The organism is Parabacteroides sp. Marseille-P3160, from assembly GCF_900162725.1.
In the GTDB taxonomy this organism is placed as follows: domain Bacteria; phylum Bacteroidota; class Bacteroidia; order Bacteroidales; family Tannerellaceae; genus Marseille-P3160.
Map to the genome: position 1 here is coordinate 3,528,433 of NZ_LT799418.1, position 18,422 is coordinate 3,546,854.

The following is an 18,422-nucleotide window of genomic DNA, read 5'->3' on the forward strand; positions in this document are numbered from 1 at the left end:
GGCAGAAATGTATATGTTAATTAAAGGCATTTTGTTGCATACAAATGAGGGTTTTACTTCCTTTGTAGCGGTTTTTAAATCCATTTTTCATACGAGTTTAATACACAAGTATTAACATCAAAGCAAGCGAATTTCACACAATCACTTAACAAAAAAATAACACAGGCTTAACAGAAAGGAAACTTTAATATTATTGTTTTGCATTACTAAACTTTAAAAGAGAAAAAAGTTATGAAGAAAATTAAACTTTTATTGGTTATTCTTTTAATGGGAGTCACTTCCCAAACCTTTGCCCAAGTGACGACAGCGAATATAAGCGGTAAGCTTCAGGATTCGGCAAATGAGCCCTTGATTGGAGCTACGATAAAGGCGGTCCATACACCAACAGGTACAGTTTATGCAACTGCAACCAATTCAAATGGGAACTATACACTGCAGAATCTACGTATCGGCGGTCCTTACACCGTCGAAATTAGTTATGTAGGATATAACAAAGAGGTGATTACCGATATTCATCTTTCATTAGGTGAGAATTACACTTTAAATTCAACATTAAAGGAAGATTCACAAACCTTAAGCGAAGTAATCATAGTGAGCGATAAAAATGCAATCATTTCTTCCAACAGAACAGGTGCACAGGAAATTATCACACGGGATAGAATGGATAAACTTCCGACGTTGAATCGCTCGTTGGATGATTTTACCAAACTGACACCGATGAGCAGCGGAAAAAATTTTGCAGGTACTTCTTACCGTTTTAATAATGTAACGGTCGACGGCGCCTCATTCAACAACTCGTTCGGATTATCCTCGGCCTTGGGAGCTTCCGGCATTGAACCCATCTCTTTGGATGCATTGGAACAGGTACAGGTAATGATCGCCCCTTATGACGTACGGAACGGCGCCTTTACAGGAGCGGCAATTAACTCCGTTACCAAATCGGGATCTAATGAATGGCATGCCTCCGCCTCTATGTATACAAAAAGCCCGTCACTTACCGGATGGAGAGCAAAAGATGAAATCGTAAATGTGAATGAGTTCTCCAATCATCAATATGGAGTCAGCCTGTCCGGTCCTATTATAAAGAACAAGCTGTTCTTCTATGTTAATGCGGAATTCGATCGCCAGGAAACTCCGATCACCTATCGCCCCCGTAAGGATGAAAGCCAGGCAGTGAGTGGACAATATTCCATAGCAGATGAAAAGACATTACAAGAAATTTCCGACTTTCTACAAAGCAAATTCAATTATAATCCCGGCTCATATAATGTAACGAGTACCCCAACAGAAGCGGATCGTATCACAGCTCGTTTAGACTGGAATATTAATAACAAAAACACATTGAGTTTTAAATATTACTATTTGAACTCATTTAACACAAACAATCCGAGTTCTTCCGGCGCTCCATCCAACGGACGTGGGCCGAACAGTTACGCAATCCCCTATTCATCCACTTTCTATCGTACAAATAATGATTTCAATATCGTCATGGCGGATTTGGTCTCTACACTTAGCGACAATGTATCCAATACATTGAAGGTGGGGTATTCCGCAATAAGAGATAAGCGTGATATGGACGGAGGATTTTTCCCACAAGTAGATATCATGAAAGATGGAAGTGCTTTTACTACTTTCGGAACGGAAGCAAACTCTTACAACAACTTGTTGAATTCTGATATTTACCAAATCCAGGATAATTTAACATGGGTATTGAATAACCATCAGATTACAGTCGGTACGCAAAGCGATTACCGTAAATTCAAAAACGGTTATGCCTATTCTTTTGCCGGAGTTTGGAGATACAGCAGCTTGCAGGATTTTTATACGGATGTAAACCAGTATTTCGATTGGAAGAATGCAGGTTCAGATCCGACAACAAGGCCAACCACAACCTCAATTCAAGGTAGTTTCGGCCAGAAATATGCAATCGGAGGTTCCTTTCCTTATGCCTATGTTGACGTATTGTCTTTAGGCTTTTACGCACAAGACAAATGGGCTATAACTCCCAATTTTAATCTGACGTACGGACTGCGGGTCGATATGCCTATTTTCACCACAGACCTGGAAAGAAACCCGGAGGCTGAGGCTATCACTTTCCAGGGAGGCACCAAAATAGATGTATCGAAATATCCCGGGACTAAATTATTGTTATCTCCCCGCTTAGGGTTCAACTACGATGTCTTTAATGATAAGACTTTGCAAGTTCGTGGTGGAACAGGTATATTCTCAGGTACTCCCCCTTATGTCTGGTTAAGCAATCAGGCAGGAAATAACGGTTTGTTATTTGGAAATTTATCAGCAGGCCGTCCATTCGACGGAATTTCAGAATACCAACCGACGGCAGCAGATATTTCATCATCGAGAATGGATATGGCAGTAACGGATAAAGATTTCAAATATCCTCAATTGTGGAAAACGAATATTGCAGTTGATTATTCTTTCGGTGATGGTTGGATTGCAACAGTCGAGGTATTATATAACAAAGACATTAATGCCATATACCATAAAAATATAGGCTTAAACGACCCTATAGCATATGTAAAAGAAGGAGAATTATCAGCTCGCCCTTATTTTAGAAAAGATAATTCTAACGCGGGGAATTATAGCATGTTCATCTCTGACAAAGTAGAAAATGTTGTTTTAATGAAAAATACAAGTAAAGGACGTTCGCTTTACACGACCCTTCAACTTCAAAAAACATTTAATAGTGGCGTATTAAAAAATCTGTATTTGAATGGTTCTTTCTCTTTCGGCCAGTCTAAAGGCGTAACGGACGGAACATCTTCTGTCGCCTCCTCTGCCTGGAAATATCGTCCGGCCATTGACCCGAATGCAGAAGAAGTAGCACTCACTGCAGGCTCTTTCAATACACGATTCTTATTACAGGCTTCTTACACCGCAAACTGGAGTAAAAATGCATCCACCTCATTCGGCGCAGTGTATCAGATCTATCAACCTTTCCGGTATTCATATACCTATAATGGAGATGTAAACGGAGATAAACAAACAATGAATGACTTGATCTATATTCCCATAGACAAATCGGACATCAACATCGTACCGGCCTCGGGTGATACAAGAAGCGTAGATGAAATTTGGAATCAAATCAACACCTTCATAGAACAAGATGATTATTTAAAGAAACATCGTGGTGAATATGCAGAACGCAACGGAGCGGTTACACCCTATGCCCATCAACTGGACGTAAATATATCCCATGATATTAAATTACCGCTGAGAAACGGACAGGTTCACACATTACGATTCAGCTTCGATATTGCAAACTTCTTAAATCTCCTGAACAAAGATTGGGGAGTACAGGAAACAACTGTCTTAGGATATAGTAGTTCTCCGCAATACCAATTCCTCAGCATGACACAGGCTCCTTCCGCTGCAAACAATTATACCCCAGGCTTTACAATGCCTTTGCAAAACAAAGAAGTTTTGGATAAGACATTTAAAAACGAAGTAGGCTCCGTCTCTCGTTGGCAAGCACAGTTCGGTATAAAATATTTCTTCTGAAAGAGATACATCTCTAATTAACAATTTATCACTATGTCATAGTAAAAAAGGGCGTTTCTGCGGGAACGTCCTTTTTTTGTATTCAATTGGCTGCAATTCCTGCCGTTATGAATAAAAACGAAGTCAAGTCCGTTCACCGCCCAGAAGATAATCTTTACTGCATCACTTTCGATTCAATCCGGATTAGATATATATCTGATTGAAAATCAGTATATAATAAAATTACTTTTCCGCTATTGATTAACAATAGCGGAATGTTCGGATATTTTATGAATCTTACAATAAAGAATTGTTGTACAATCTATAAATAGCCGTACATTTGCACTTTAATTCAAAAGAGTGCTATTTATTTAATGTAGAAAGATTGGACAATGAGAAAATGGCGTATTGAAGATTCAGAAGAGCTCTACAATATCAACGGGTGGGGCACCTCTTACTTTGGTATAAATGAAAAAGGTCATGTGGTGGTCACTCCCAGGGAAAACAGCGCGGCTGTCGACCTAAAGGAACTGGTGGACGAACTGCAATTACGCGATGTCGGCGCTCCGATGCTTGTTCGTTTTCCCGATATATTGGACAACCGGATCGAGCAAACAGCCAAATGTTTTCAACAGGCCGCGGAAGAATATGGCTATAGAGGAGAAAATTTCATTATTTATCCTATTAAGGTCAATCAAATGCAACCGGTAGTAGAAGAACTGATCAGCCATGGCAAAAAATTCAATCTGGGATTGGAAGCCGGCTCCAAGCCTGAACTTCACGCGGTTATAGCCATTAATCCGGACTCCGAATCGCTGATTATATGTAATGGGTATAAAGACGAAAGTTATATAGAGCTGGCCCTTCTGGCAAAGAAAATGGGCAAACGGATCTTCCTTGTGGTTGAGAAACTGAACGAATTGAAACTGATTGCCAAAATGGCCAAACAATTGAACGTCAAACCGGATATCGGCATACGCATCAAACTGGCTTCCTCCGGCAGTGGCAAATGGGAAGATTCGGGAGGTGACGCCAGCAAGTTCGGACTAAGTTCCAGCGAACTGCTCGAAGCGCTCGATTTTCTGGAAAAAAGGAATATGAAAGATTGCCTGCGATTGATACACTTCCATATCGGAAGCCAGGTAACCAAAATCAGACGTATCAAAACAGCGTTGCGGGAGGCTTCGCAATTTTATGTGCAATTGCATAACATGGGCTTTCAGGTAGAGTTTGTTGATATTGGCGGTGGTTTGGGCGTCGATTATGACGGGACCCGCTCGTCCAGCACCGGAAGCAGCGTCAACTATTCCATTCAGGAATATGTCAACGACTCGATTTCCACCCTCGTAGACGTAAGCGACAAGAACGGCATTCCGCATCCCAACATCATCACGGAAAGTGGGCGGGCGCTGACGGCTCACCACTCCGTCCTCATCTTTGAGGTATTGGAAACCGCTTCCCTACCGGAATGGGACGACGAAGAGGCAGTGAATGAGACAGATCATGAATTGGTAAAGGAATTATACAGTATATGGGACTCCCTGAACCAGAACCGAATGCTGGAGGCTTGGCACGACGCCCAGCAAATCAGGGAAGAAGGTCTGGACTTGTTCAGCCATGGGATCGTAGACCTGAAAACGCGGGCGCAAATCGAACGATTGTACTGGTCGATCACCCGTGAAATCAATCAAATAGCTTCCGGATTGAAGCATATACCGGACGATTTCCGTGCACTCTCCAAGCTATTGGCTGATAAATACTTCTGCAACTTCTCCCTGTTCCAGTCCCTGCCCGACTCCTGGGCTATCGACCAGATCTTTCCGATCATGCCGATTCAGCGGCTGGACGAAAAACCGGACAGGACGGCGACTTTACAGGATGTAACTTGCGATTCGGACGGTAAAATCGCCAATTTTATCTCGACAAGGAATGTGGCCCATTATATGCCCGTTCACTCGTTAAAATCGAAGGAAAGCTATTATATTGCCGTCTTCCTGGTAGGCGCCTACCAGGAGATACTGGGGGATATGCATAACCTCTTCGGTGACACGAATGCCGTCCACATTTCAGTTGACGAGAAAGGATATTCGATCGACCAGGTGATTGACGGAGAGACGGTTGCCGAAGTGTTGGATTATGTACAATACAACCCTAAAAAGTTAGTCCGCACATTGGAGACATGGGTAACAAAATCGGTAAAAAGCGGTAAGATCACGCTGGAGGAAGGAAAAGAATTCCTTGCCAACTACCGTTCGGGACTTTACGGATATACTTATCTGGAACACTGATACTACAGAGATAAGAGGTGGAAGCCTTTGGCTTCCTCCTTCTTTATTTTAGCAATTTGACATTAATTGCGTTTAAACCTTTCAATCCCCGTTCCAATTCATACGTAACCTTATCTTCTTCCGAAACATCATCGAGGAGTTGACTTTTGTGAAAGAAGTATTTGTCGGAGCCGTTTTCCGTTTTAATAAATCCGAATCCTTTTGAACGGTCGAAGTAATCGACTTTCCCCGTATAAAATTCAGGTTCATCTGCTTCTTCTTTCTTGGGAGTCGATATGACGATCTCCTCCAATTCGATTTCTTCCCTTTTTTCAGGATCCGGAGGAGTATCTCTTATCACTCCGTTTTCATCGACATAAGCAATCATATCTTCAAAAGAACTGCTGCCTTTGGCTTTCCGTTCTTCCTTTTTGTGCTGTTTCTCCAGTCGTTTACTCTGTTTTTTCTTTTCCAGTTCTCTCTTGTTAAATGAATTTGATTTTGCCATTTATAATAATTTCTGATTTTAAACCGTAGTTATAACCCTCCCGCCACCACGCATGGATATGTGACTTAACGGGAGAGTTATAGCCTCACTTACCAAAGATAAGCAATTATATCGGTTTTTCCTCCTATCCGGTCATTTTCCTCCGAAACTGAGTCGGAGAAAAACAGACCAGGAGGCAACAGGCTACCCTTTTATCTGAAAAAATCAGGCGCCGGCATAGATCAGAAAACCTAATCCGGTAATGAATAAAACAAACATACCGACGTTCAGCCAGTTCGAAACCGCCGGTGCATTCCGGAACTCATGCCAGATCAAAATACCCCATAAAGCCGACACCAGGGTAGCGCCCTGTCCCAACCCGTAAGATATCGCCGCGCCGGCCTTACCCGAAGCGATCAGGCTGAAAGACTGCCCTACGCACCAAATACATCCGCCCGCAATACCAATGAGGTGCGTCCGCCAATCTCCTTTAAAATAGCCTGAAACAGGAATAGGTTTTCCTTCCACCGGCCGTTTCATGGCGATCGTGTTAAAGATGAAATTACTGGCAAAGACGCCTAAAGCAAAGATGAAGACCGCGCTATAAGGCGTTAGCTTGCCCGCTGCCGGAGAAACGAAATTGTCCAGATCCATGGAAGCCGCCACAAAACGATAGAAAAAAGACATGATAATGCCGGCGGCAATGGCGATCAAAATGCCCTTCGTCGGTACTTTCTTCGCTTGTGCGGACATTTTCTGATAGGCGAGCGCATTCAACAGAATAGCGATCGTAATCAAAACGATTCCGGCAAAGATAAATGTCGGGTCTCCTTTTGCCGCTCCAAAATAATTTATCAACACACCCAACACCAAAGCCAGGCCGACGCCGACGGGAAAGGCGACCGACATACCGCAAATCGCAATGGCAGCGGACAGCAGGATATTGGAAGCGTTAAAGATGATGCCTCCCAGAAAAGCGCTGCCGAGGTTGACGGCGTCTACCTGTGAAAGGTCGGATAGGAAACTGCGCCCTCCCGTTCCGATACTTCCCAAGGTAAAAGCAAAAAGCAGAGAGCAGAAAACGATTCCGATCACATAATCCCAATAAAAGTATTCATACCTCCAACTCTTGGAGGCAAGTTTCTGCATATTCCCCCATGAACCCCAGCAGAGCATGGTGATGACACAGAAAAGAATCGCTAGCGAATAATCTTGTATGATGAACATAATTTATTTCTTTAAGGTCGGTTGATGCATCATATAGTTTTCAATGACAGAGGCGACTTCCGCCGGAGGCATCTTTACAATCAAGCGGATCTGCTTTCCGTTCGCATCCGCTTTCCAGGTATTGGAACCGTCTTCATGGACCGTCATTACTCCCCTTTCACTCATATAATAAGGTTCGTAACCATTTATGGCGACTAATACCGCCGTTTGGTCCCAACTCATCCGCCCGTTAGGATCTCCTTCGGCAAAACACAGGGTATAGACCTCCTTCACCGGACTATCTTTAACCGGCATTTCTACCAGTTTTTTCCCTGTAAAGACAGCATTCCCAATCTCAAAACCGCTGAATACTATTTCGGTGGGCCATTCTTTCATCACCTCCATCGCAGCCGGCACATCATTATAGACATTGAACTCCCGGCCTTCCGGAAACAGCCCGGCCATAGAAACCAGGCGTTTCACTTTTTGGGCAACCAGCTCTTTGCCGTCAAGAGGACTGTATGTATCGGCTTTGGACAGCAACAAATCCTTCAGATTAGTAAAAAAGCCGATAGTACAGATTACCACGCTGCTATCCGGCTGTCCGCTTAAAATCTTGCGATACACCTCCACGGCGTCGGGGGCATCCGAAGTCTTTGCCGTCCGATGGGGGTACTTGGCAGGCAACGCCTCGGTCCATTTCACCTTATGCCAGGTGGTAAGCGTAGCTCCCCCCTCGCTTTTGGGCGCACCGACCGGCAGATCCGGACGATTGAAATAGGCGTTCAACACTTCAATGCAAGGGATCACCCTTTCATCTTTATTGGAAGAGAGCGTTGCCAACACATTTGCTTTCCCGCTATCTGCGAGCGCATGAAGCAAGGCCATCGCGCCGACATCGTCATAATCCGGACCCAAGTCGGTGTCCAGGATCAGGGAAACAGGAGAGACTTCCTTTTCTGAATTTTTCACGTCTTTCTTCAAAGTGTTGTTGCTGCAAGAAAACAGCAAAAGGCAAACAAAGGCATAGAACAAATCGGTTTTCATGATTCTCTTTTTTAATAATGATTTTTCTGAACAGGCATATCCGAATAGACAATGGCATCGCCAAATTGGACGGACGCTTTGCTTGTCGGATTTAGCCATTTAAACGTGGCTATATGTTTCCCTTGGGGAAGTTGATAGTTCCAAAACAATTCGTGCCGGCGTGCAAGATAAGAAGCCGGAAGATTGGCTGTCTCCACCAACCGGCCGTCGATATGCATCTCTACTTTAGCCACATAATTAGGATCGTCCGCACGTACGGAACCGCCGAAAACGACTCCCGTTCCTTCGAAGGAGACTTCTCCCACCTCATTGATCTGTTTATGGACACCCATCCGGCGGACAGGATACAGGCTGGGAAAAGCGCTTTCATAAGCGACGGGGACAGGGGATTGGCAAACAAGGGTTACTTTGTCTCCGTCTACTTTGCCTCCTCCCCTTTTGATGACCTTCAAAGCTTGTTCGAAGCTCATCCCGTAAGCCTTATTCAATGAAATGGTCGTATGAGCGAAATCAAGGTCTTCTACCTCTTTCAGATTCTTCATCCAGCGTTCAGGGATCTTGCTGTAACCGAGTATAGTCCCCAATATTCCGGCGGCAGAAGCCGGATTGCAGTCAGAATCTTGTCCGCAACGGGTGGCGATATCCATCGTCTTATAAAAATCGCCCTCACCGTAAAGCAGTCCGATCAATATGTAAGCACTGTTTATGAGCGCGTCGATATTGAAAGGAACGAAAACTCCATCCGGACAACCGACTTCCTCCGTCCATTTCTTCTGGCATTCGAACCAGGCGCTTTTCCAATCATCGGGAAACTGCTTATGCCAATTGATCACATCCTGCATGCACTGATGAAATGCGCTTTGCGTGGGAATTGTCTTCAAAGCCTCCGTAACCACGAACTCCACATCATCCGACACGAAAGCAAGCGAATACATGGCGCCGACATAGACTCCGCCATACCAGCCGTCTCCGTAATTCATGATATGCCCGATCTTATCGGAGATTTCGGAGGCCGTATTCGGCATGCCCGGAGACATCAAACCGGCATAATCCGCTTCAATCTGGTAATCGATATCGTTTGCATGGGGATTGTTCAGCCAATGTCCGGAAGCAGGAGGTTTAATGCCTTGCAGGATATTATAGCGCGCCGCCTGGTTGGCGTGCCACAATGGATATCCGGCCGTGGCAAAGGCCATTGCAAAGGAATCGACCGGAGCGTCCAGGCCTAAGCGGTCGAAGACATTGACAAAAGTCAGATCCATATAGACATCGTCATAAAGTCCCGGCGAATTCTCATACCACCACTTTATATACCCGTCCGGCCATTCGATCGAAACGTAATCCTGAATCATGGTCCCGTTATACCGGAATTCAGTAGGCCCTCCATAGGTGCAGCCGATCGTTTGGCCGGCCCACCCTCCTTTGATTTTATCCAGCAAGACTTCTTTTGAAAGCGTCTTTTCGGCAGGCAACCCTTTTTGTCCCTTTTCAGAAGAGGAAGTACAGCATATGGCATTCAGTAGGAAAATAGCCAAAGCAATAAAATATAAAATTCTTTTCTTCATAACAATATGTATATTGATTAACTAAATAGATCGACTTCATTCCGGTAGGGAGTGGAAGATTGCGCTCCTACCCTCGTTACAGAGATAGCGGATGCCTTACAGGCAAAACGGACGGCATCGATTAACGTCCTGCTTTCCGAAAGCGCCACTGCCAAGGCTCCATTAAACACATCACCTGCCGCCGTGGTATCGACAGCTTCCACCCGGTAGGCAGGCACAAGCTCCACCTGAGGAGGATTATAAACCAGTGCGCCTTTGGCTCCCAAGGTGATAATCACCTGCTCGACTCCCAAACCGGCTATTACGCACGCAGCTTTCTCCGCTGAATGCAGATCCGTAATCTTGACGCCCGATATTATTTCGGCCTCCGTCTCATTCGGGGTAATGATAGAGAGATGGCTGAGCAATTTTTTAGACAAAGGCCGCGCGGGCGCAGGATTCAGGATCACCCTCTTCCCTTTTTCATAAGCAATCTTTGCAACATATTCGACTGTTTCGATGGGAACCTCCAATTGCATCAGGATAAAATCCGCCTGCCCTATCACTTCCTCAGCGTAAGCCAAGTCTGCAGGCAGCAGGTTGGCATTCGCCCCCGAAGCCACAGCGATACAATTTTCTCCCCGCTCATCGACTGTAATCAATGCTACGCCGGAAGGATTCCTCGAATCCGAGAAGATATAGGAAGTGTCAATACCCTCTTCTTCGAAAAGCTGTTGGGATTGATGCCCGAAAATATCGCTGCCCGTTTTACAAATAAACGAAACTTTGCCTCCCAATCGTGCGATTGCAACGGCTTGATTCGCTCCTTTGCCTCCCGGATTCATAAAAAAGGTACCTCCGATGACGGTCTCCCCTGCGCGAGGCAGATGTTTCGTCTGAATCACCATGTCGGTATTACTGCTTCCTACAACCAATATTTTAAAAGATTGTCGTTTTTTCATCTCATTCGATTTATTTATTAACATTAAATAGATTAAAGATTAAGGTGAAAATAGCCTAAATTCAATAGGGTAAAATTAGAACGAATAATCATCTTATAACATCACAAAAATAAGAAACTTAAAAATAAAAAAATCAGAGAAAAACATAATTCTTGGAGAAACCCAAATCGCGTTTTTTGTTGACGCTAACAAGCAAACGGTTTTTTATTTTCCATGATATTCAGAAAAGCCTATAAACCTATAATTATCTGATATAGACAAAAATATACACATGGAAGGCAATGATTTTAAGTGGATAAATCCTCGAATAAAAAATCATATTATTAAACGTAAAGTTCGGATTTATCCACTTAAAATCATTACTTTGCATTTAATAATATGAAAGCACGATCAAATGAATAAAACGGAGCCGCTTCTTATCCTTATAAAATCTCTTTCCAAATCAGAAAAGAGATATTTTCGCCTCTATTCCGGATTACAATCCGGGGATAAAGCTTACAGGCTGCTTTTCGACTTGCTGGATGCCGGATATTCCGAAGAAGAGATCGGCCTTCAATTCAGGCAGAAAGACAAAAGCCTGGATATGGCTGTCAAGTATCTGTATAAACTTATCTTGGATTGCCTGGTTAAATTACGGGAAACACAAAACATACAAACAAAAATATTTAACCACATCTCTAAAGCGGAGATTCTGTTTGAAAGGGAACTCAGCGGAGAGGCCTTCAACGAGTTGGCAAAGGCGGAAAAACTGGCGGTCACGTTCGAAAACGGTCCGCTCATCCTGCTGACCCGGCGCATCAAATTAAAGTACCTGAGCGCTCTCAATTTTAAAGGCGTCAGCGAACAGGAATTAGTGAGCAAACAAATGAAAGTAAATGAAGTGATCAAATACTTGAGAAACGTCAATCAGCATTTGCAACTCTATGATATATTAAAATACCGGCTGATGTATAAGGGATATTCCCGTACCAATAAACAAAAAGAAGATTTGAACGACCTGGTGCTGAGTGAACTCTATTTGATTGCCAATAGTTCTTACCAGGGATTCGAGGCCCAAAAGCTACACCTCCTCTTCCAAGCCACTTATTATCTGAATTCAGGAAATATTAAGTCCGCTATCCGTTATTACCGGGAATTGATCACTCTTTTTGAGGAAAATACCCATCTGATCCTGAATCCGCCGATGTATTACCGGAGCGCCATCCAAGGAATTTTAGACAGCCTTTTGGTCGCCGGCCTATACCATGAGATGCCTTTCTTCCTATCCAAGTTAAAGGATATGGAACAAAAGGATTATCCGACAGGATTCGTATTGGAGGTGAAAGCCATGAGATATCATTATGATTCGTCCCGCTTGGTTCATAGCGGTCATTTTGAAGAGGCAAAGAGTTTACTGGATACAGAAGGAGAAGAACTGTTTGAGAAGATTTCTCTCCTCGGATTGGAAAACCAATTAAAATTACACCTGAATGCCGTTATTATTTATATGTGTATAGGGAAGCTTCCCTTTGCACGCAAATGCATGAAGCGAATTTTCAGTTCAGGAAAACTATTTTCCCCTTTTCCGTCTTACAAACTTGTCCGCCTGATTAACCTCCTCTTACAAGCGGAATCAGGCAACTACGACTTCTTTGAAAACGAAATACTTTCAATCAAACGAAATATCAATTACGAAAGGCAAAGCTATCAGACCGAGAAACTGCTCTTCAAATTTGTTCAATCCTATCCGCTGCCCTCTTATGAAAAATCACGCGCCAAACTATGGCAGCAATATCAAAAAACAATTCAAAAGATTGAATGCAGCAAATATGAGCGTCAGTTACTCAAAGTATTCGATTTCACTTCCTGGATCGAACACAAACTAACCCGCCGCCCCTTAGCGGAAATACTTATAGGAAAAGCCGCCGGTTAAAAGAAAGTAGTGATTCGGCAACACCTTATATTTCCATAATTTATCTTATATTTACCTCGTAAAAAATAATCAAACAGATTTCTTTATGCTACTTCTTGATTTACTGAAACAAGACGGAAAGAAAGCCATCCGCAGCCAGGCATTCTACAAGAACCTGGCAGTCAATATCATGCTCGGATTTTTCGGGTTATATATGGCTGCCTCCTTATTAATCACGGGATTGGCCCTCGGCCCTATGCTGGAAAAAGTTCCCGGGCCGTATAATCCGACCGAATTGGTCAATGCTTCGATGCTCTATGTGATCCTGTTTGCTTTGATTGCCCGTTTTACCATGCAGTCGCTAAGCACGCTGGACTTACAATCATTACAGGCCTTGCCGATCCGGCGCGACACACTGGTCAATTACCTATTGATCAAACCTCTTTTCAATCCGGTAAACTACTTGACTCTATTGCTGGCCATCCCTTTTGCCATTCGTTCGACTGCCGTTTATTATGACGGCGCCACAGCTTTCCGCTTCGTATTGGGGGCCATTTTTATCATTTGGTTCGATTCGCTGACCGCCGCCTTTTTGAAACGGGCATTCGGTTCCAATATTTTCTCCTTGATCATCCTGCTGGCAATTGCAGGCGGATTGATCGCTTTGGAATATTTCAAACTATTTTCCCTTGGGGAAGTTTCCGAAGCAATTTTCACAACGGCGCTCCAGCATCCTCTCGGGTGGTTGGTTCCTTTGGCGGCGGTAGGTTTCGCCTACCTATTAAACCGGTGGTTCTTCGCCCGGAATTATTACATCGAGTCTTTCAACAAAAAGAAAGAGGAGATTCGGTTGACCCAACTCTCTTTCCTGGATCGCTTCGGAATCATCGGAGACCTGATCGGATTGGAAATCAAACTCATACTCCGTCATAAACGGACAAAATCAATCCTTTACCTCTCCTTCTTCTTCTTGTTTTACGGCCTCCTTTTCTACCGGGATCCGAAGATGGCGACCAATTACGGCATGCTTTTCTTTGCGGCTACCTTTGTGACCGGATTACTCATGCTGATGTTCGGCCAATGGGTAATCAGCTGGGACGGATCCTATTTTGACAGCCTAATGACAAAAAACATCCCGGTGCAAAGCTATATCGAGGCGAACTATTACCTGTTGGCTTCCTTTTGCACTGCCTGTTTTATACTGACAACCCCCTATTTCTTTTTCGGGAGTAGGATCCTGTACCTGCACCTGGCGGCTCTTCTCTTCAATCTTGGGGTGAACATCTTTTTCCTGGTCTTCTTTGCAACTTATAATACGAAACGAATCGACCTGTCGAAAAGCTCGGCAATGAACTACCAGGGCACGACTATCAAAAACTTCCTGATTATGCTTCCGATGCTCTTTTTTCCATGGATTGTCGTCCAATTGCTTGCGACTTTCTTCAACCCGGCGGTCGCCTTGGGGACAGTCGGAAGTATCGGACTTCTCGGCATACTGTTCCACCGACAGCTGATACAACTCTGTGTGAATCAATTTAACCGTCGGAAATATGCCCTTGCACAAGGATTCCGTGAAAGCGAATAAATAATCAATAAATATGGTACAAGCGATTGATCTTACGAAGGAATATAACGGAGTAACCGTATTAAACCTCCCCGACTTACGTATCGGAGCCGGTGAAAGTTTCGGACTCGTCGGAAATAACGGCGCAGGGAAAACCACCTTTTTCCGCCTGATTCTCGACCTGATTGCCGCCACAACCGGGGAAGTCCTGATTAACGGGCAGAAGGTGGCCCGGAATGACAATTGGAAGCAAATTACCGGTTCTTTTCTGGACGAAGGCTTCCTGATCGACTTTCTGACTCCGGAAGAGTATTTCAATTTTGTGGCCAAGCTGCATCATATCACCGAAAGCGATCTCAACGCATTCCTTGCCTCCATAGAGGACATATTCAATGGAGAGATTTTAGGGAATAAAAAGCTGATCCGGGAGTTTTCCAAAGGAAATCAGAAAAAGATAGGAATTGCCGCCGCCCTGATCGGTGATCCTCAGCTACTCATCCTGGACGAACCCTTTACGGCTTTGGATCCCTCTTCCCAGATTCGTTTGAAACGTTTCCTCGAGGAATTACAAAAGCGCACCAACATGACGATGCTCATTTCCAGTCACGACCTCAATCATGTTACCGATGTCTGTAAACGGATCGTAATCCTGGAAAAGGGAAAAATAGTCAACGACCTGCAAACGAATACCGACACTCTCAAAGAATTGGAATCCTATTTTGCGGTATCCTGAACTCTTTTGACCGTATGCCATCGGCGTCGTAGGGGTGAAATGCCCTATATACTTTAGATAGGATTCAGCAAAGGACATTCTGAATTGCTGCAAGGGAAAACATGATTTGTGCGTTGACTTTTGAGTACTTCAACGTACTGGTTTTGTATATTTTGCACTGACTCTTTAATTTTTCAAGGTCATGCGAAAATCTTTTACCGGCCATGCGAAGATCTTTCACCGATCGTACGAAGATCTTCCACCGGCCGGTGAAAATTAGATCGTTACTACCAATAAAACAAAAAGGTACTGCCGCGGCCATGTTTTGCCTATATCTTGGCATAAAAAGAGCATGCTTCGTTTTTTGCCGGCGAAGCTTTAATAAAAGGAACACTTAACATTAAACAAAAAAGAGGGCACCCGAAGATGTCCTCTTTTTTTGTTTGAAGTAACTTTGCCTTATTCCTCTATGGAGAATTTGTAGATACATTCGCTCTTGTAAGTCTCTCCCGGACGGAGTACCGTGCTGGGAAATTCCGGATGATTAGGACTGTCAGGGAAATGTTGCGTTTCCAGACAGAAAGCGCCGCGGTGAGGATAGACTACCCCGCCTTTGCCTTTGTCGTCTCCCTTCATAAAGTTGCCGGTATAAAATTGGATACCCGGTTCGTTGGTATAAACCTCCAAGGCTATGCCGCTGGCAGGGCTTACCGCTTTGGCAGCTACCGCATTGATATCGCCGCCGGCATTCAATACCCAGTTGAAGTCATAACCGTTGCCTTTCTTCAATTGGTCGAAATCATCATTGATACGTGCGCCGATCGGAGTCAACTGGCGTAAATCCAGAGGAGTACTGTCTACCGAAGCCAATTCGCCCGTAGGAATCAACAAGCTATCCACCGGCGTATATTTGTCCGCATTGATCTGAATCAACTGATCCAGTACCGATTCCGCCGGATTACCGGAAAGGTTGAAATAAGTATGGTTAGTCAGATTGACCACTGTAGCTTTATCAGTTGTAGCCTCATATTGGATATCCAACGCATTGTCGTCGGTCAGAGAATAAATGACCTTTACATTCAGGTTACCGGGGAATCCGGCTTCGCCGTCTTTGGAGAGGTAAGTCAATTCAAGTGACTGATCCGTTACCTGTTTAGCATCCCAAAGCCGCGTGTGGAAACCTTCCGGGCCTCCGTGCAGGCAATGCAATCCGTTGTCATTCTGCGGCAATTGGTATTGGACGCTGTCCAGTGTAAACTTACCTTGCGCAATCCGGTTGCCATAGCGTCCGATCAAGGCGCCGTAATTACCATCGGTCGAAATATACTGGGCGATACTGTCGTATCCCAGAACGACATCCGTCGGTTTGTCGTTTTTATCCGGAACCACAATGGAAACGATACGTCCCCCATAGTTCGTGATGCAGACTTCCGCCCCGTTCTTATTTGTCAACACAAACAAGTCCGTTTTTTTACCGTCTACTTCCGTCTGAAACTTAGACCTCAACAGGCCCGATTTCGTAGCCTCTTCCTTCTTTCCACAACTAGCCACCATGAGACAGATAGCCAAAGCACCAAAAATCATTTTTTTCATAATACTCTTATTTTAATTTGCAAAATTTATCCGATCTTATAATTCCGTTCCAATCCTTTATCCGACAGGAAGAAACATCCGGTTCCGGCAACCTGTCCGCAAAGATATATTTTTTTAACGAAGAGTGAGACATCGAACCTACCTTTTCAAGCGTATAGTAGAAAAATTAATCATTCCGAAACCCATTGAAAATTCAGTTAACCGAATGATTGCAATCGGCTAGCTGAATTTTGTATACGAAGGACAGTCCTTTTTTGCAAATTCCAATCCCTTTCGTACTTTTGTAAGAGAAGAAAAAATAGAAAGATGAAACAATACTTGGATTTGCTTGAGCGGGTGCTCCACGAAGGAGTTAAGAAAGAAGACCGTACCGGGACAGGTACGCTGAGCGTTTTCGGGCATCAGATGCGCTTTGACCTCGGTCAGGGCTTTCCGCTGTTGACAACTAAAAAGCTGCATCTCAAGTCCATCATCTATGAACTGCTTTGGTTCCTCCAGGGAGATACGAATGTCAAGTATCTTCAGGATCACGGCGTTCGCATCTGGAACGAATGGGCGGACGATAAAGGCGACTTGGGCCCCATCTACGGGCATCAATGGCGTTCGTGGGCCGATTATGAAGGCGGTTCGATCGACCAGATTTCGGAGGCGGTACGGATGATCCGCGAACAGCCGGACTCCCGGCGGATCATCGTCAGCGCTTGGAACGTAGGGGATCTGAAGAACATGCACCTCCCCCCCTGCCATGCCCTATTCCAGTTTTATGTGGCCAACGGCCGGTTGAGCCTTCAATTATACCAGCGGAGCGCCGATATTTTTCTGGGTGTTCCCTTTAATATCGCTTCCTATGCCCTCCTATTGCAAATGATGGCGCAGGTGACCGGATTGCAGGCGGGCGACTTTGTGCATACATTGGGAGATGCCCACATCTACCTCAACCATTTGGAGCAGGTAAAACTTCAGTTGACAAGGGAACCGCGTCCGTTGCCGCAAATGAAACTCAACCCGGAAGTAAAGGATATCTTTAGCTTCCGATATGAAGATTTTGAATTGCTAAACTATAATCCTCATCCGCATATCAAAGGGGATGTGGCCATATAAATAAAAAAACCACCGCCTATGATCTCCATTATCGTCGCCGTAGCTGATAACGGTGCCATCGGACAGGATTCCAGGTTGCTCTGGCACCTGCCGCTCGACATGAAACGTTTTAAGGAACTGACAACCGGCCATACGGTCATCATGGGACGCAACACATATGAATCGCTTCCGAAAGGGGCACTCCCGAATCGGAAAAATATCGTCCTGAGCCGCCAACCGGGCGCCGCCTTTCCGGGCTGCGCCGTCTTCCCTTCGCTGCAAGAAGCCTTGGAGAACTGCAGTAAGGACAAAGAAGTTTACCTGATCGGAGGAGCTTCGGTCTACGAGGCCGGACTGAAGTTAGCCGACCGAATCGACTTCACGCGCGTCTATCATGCTTTCCCCAAGGCGGATACCTTTTTCCCGGCTTTCGATCCGGAAGAATGGAACGAAACGGAACGCCGGGATTTTCCGGCAGATGACAGGCATGCCTACCCTTTTTCCTTTATTACCTATATGAGGAAATAAGTGAAAAATTGCGCTCTTTTGTTTTCATTTTATAAATAAA

13 protein-coding genes are annotated in these 18,422 nt (G+C 44.5%); 7 read left to right on the top strand and 6 right to left on the bottom strand.

Features of this window, described 5'->3' with window-relative positions; genetic code table 11:
- Window positions 1-231 precede the first annotated feature (231 nt).
- Window positions 232-3,522, top strand: a complete 3,291-nt coding sequence (locus tag BQ8014_RS14200) for a TonB-dependent receptor (RefSeq protein WP_080904920.1) — start codon at window positions 232-234, stop codon at window positions 3,520-3,522.
- 371 nt (window positions 3,523-3,893) lie between these two features.
- Window positions 3,894-5,789 (top strand): biosynthetic arginine decarboxylase, encoded by a 1,896-nt coding sequence (gene speA / locus BQ8014_RS14205; protein ID WP_080904921.1) that lies wholly within the window; start codon window positions 3,894-3,896, stop codon window positions 5,787-5,789.
- Window positions 5,790-5,832: 43 nt separating this feature from the next.
- On the opposite strand, the gene BQ8014_RS14210 is transcribed toward speA, so the two are convergent.
- From BQ8014_RS14210 to rbsK, 5 genes are all read right to left on the bottom strand, one after another.
- Entirely contained in the window at window positions 5,833-6,276 is a 444-nt protein-coding gene (locus tag BQ8014_RS14210) for a cold-shock protein (protein WP_080904922.1), read from the bottom strand.
- A gap of 204 nt (window positions 6,277-6,480) precedes the next feature.
- A complete protein-coding gene (locus BQ8014_RS14215) occupies window positions 6,481-7,482 on the bottom strand; it encodes a GRP family sugar transporter (RefSeq protein WP_080904923.1) in 1,002 nt (333 codons plus the stop codon).
- 3 nt (window positions 7,483-7,485) lie between these two features.
- Window positions 7,486-8,508, bottom strand: coding sequence for a nucleoside hydrolase (locus BQ8014_RS14220; protein ID WP_080904924.1), 1,023 nt, complete (start codon window positions 8,506-8,508; stop codon window positions 7,486-7,488).
- Between the two features lie 11 nt (window positions 8,509-8,519).
- Window positions 8,520-10,073, bottom strand: coding sequence for an ADP-ribosylglycohydrolase family protein (locus BQ8014_RS14225; RefSeq protein ID WP_080904925.1), 1,554 nt, complete (start codon window positions 10,071-10,073; stop codon window positions 8,520-8,522).
- A gap of 17 nt (window positions 10,074-10,090) precedes the next feature.
- Entirely contained in the window at window positions 10,091-11,014 is a 924-nt protein-coding gene (gene rbsK, locus BQ8014_RS14230; protein ID WP_080905979.1) for a ribokinase, read from the bottom strand.
- A 394-nt stretch (window positions 11,015-11,408) separates the two neighbouring features.
- Here rbsK and BQ8014_RS14235 point away from each other — a divergent pair, with 394 nt between their 5' ends.
- The 3 genes from BQ8014_RS14235 to BQ8014_RS14245 all read left to right on the top strand — a co-directional run bounded on the left by BQ8014_RS14235 (window position 11,409) and on the right by BQ8014_RS14245 (window position 15,202).
- Window positions 11,409-12,926: a hypothetical protein gene (locus BQ8014_RS14235; protein WP_080904926.1), complete on the top strand. Its 1,518-nt coding sequence runs from the start codon at window positions 11,409-11,411 to the stop codon at window positions 12,924-12,926.
- A gap of 85 nt (window positions 12,927-13,011) precedes the next feature.
- A complete protein-coding gene (locus BQ8014_RS14240; protein ID WP_080904927.1) occupies window positions 13,012-14,490 on the top strand; it encodes a DUF5687 family protein in 1,479 nt (492 codons plus the stop codon).
- Between the two features lie 13 nt (window positions 14,491-14,503).
- A complete protein-coding gene (locus BQ8014_RS14245; protein WP_080904928.1) occupies window positions 14,504-15,202 on the top strand; it encodes an ABC transporter ATP-binding protein in 699 nt (232 codons plus the stop codon).
- A gap of 438 nt (window positions 15,203-15,640) precedes the next feature.
- On the opposite strand, the gene BQ8014_RS14255 is transcribed toward BQ8014_RS14245, so the two are convergent.
- Window positions 15,641-16,774 carry an aldose epimerase family protein gene (locus BQ8014_RS14255; RefSeq protein ID WP_080904930.1) on the bottom strand — a complete coding sequence of 378 codons (1,134 nt, stop codon included), beginning with the start codon at window positions 16,772-16,774 and terminating at the stop codon, window positions 15,641-15,643.
- Between the two features lie 306 nt (window positions 16,775-17,080).
- Between BQ8014_RS14255 and BQ8014_RS14260 the strand changes: the two genes are divergently transcribed.
- Together BQ8014_RS14260 and BQ8014_RS14265 are read left to right on the top strand one after the other, a co-directional pair.
- Window positions 17,081-17,875, top strand: a complete 795-nt coding sequence (locus tag BQ8014_RS14260) for a thymidylate synthase (RefSeq protein ID WP_080904931.1) — start codon at window positions 17,081-17,083, stop codon at window positions 17,873-17,875.
- An 18-nt stretch (window positions 17,876-17,893) separates the two neighbouring features.
- The gene (locus BQ8014_RS14265; RefSeq protein WP_080904932.1) at window positions 17,894-18,382 is read left to right on the top strand and encodes a dihydrofolate reductase; all 489 of its coding nucleotides are present in this window, start codon (window positions 17,894-17,896) and stop codon (window positions 18,380-18,382) included.
- The last annotated feature ends 40 nt before the right edge of the window (window positions 18,383-18,422 follow it).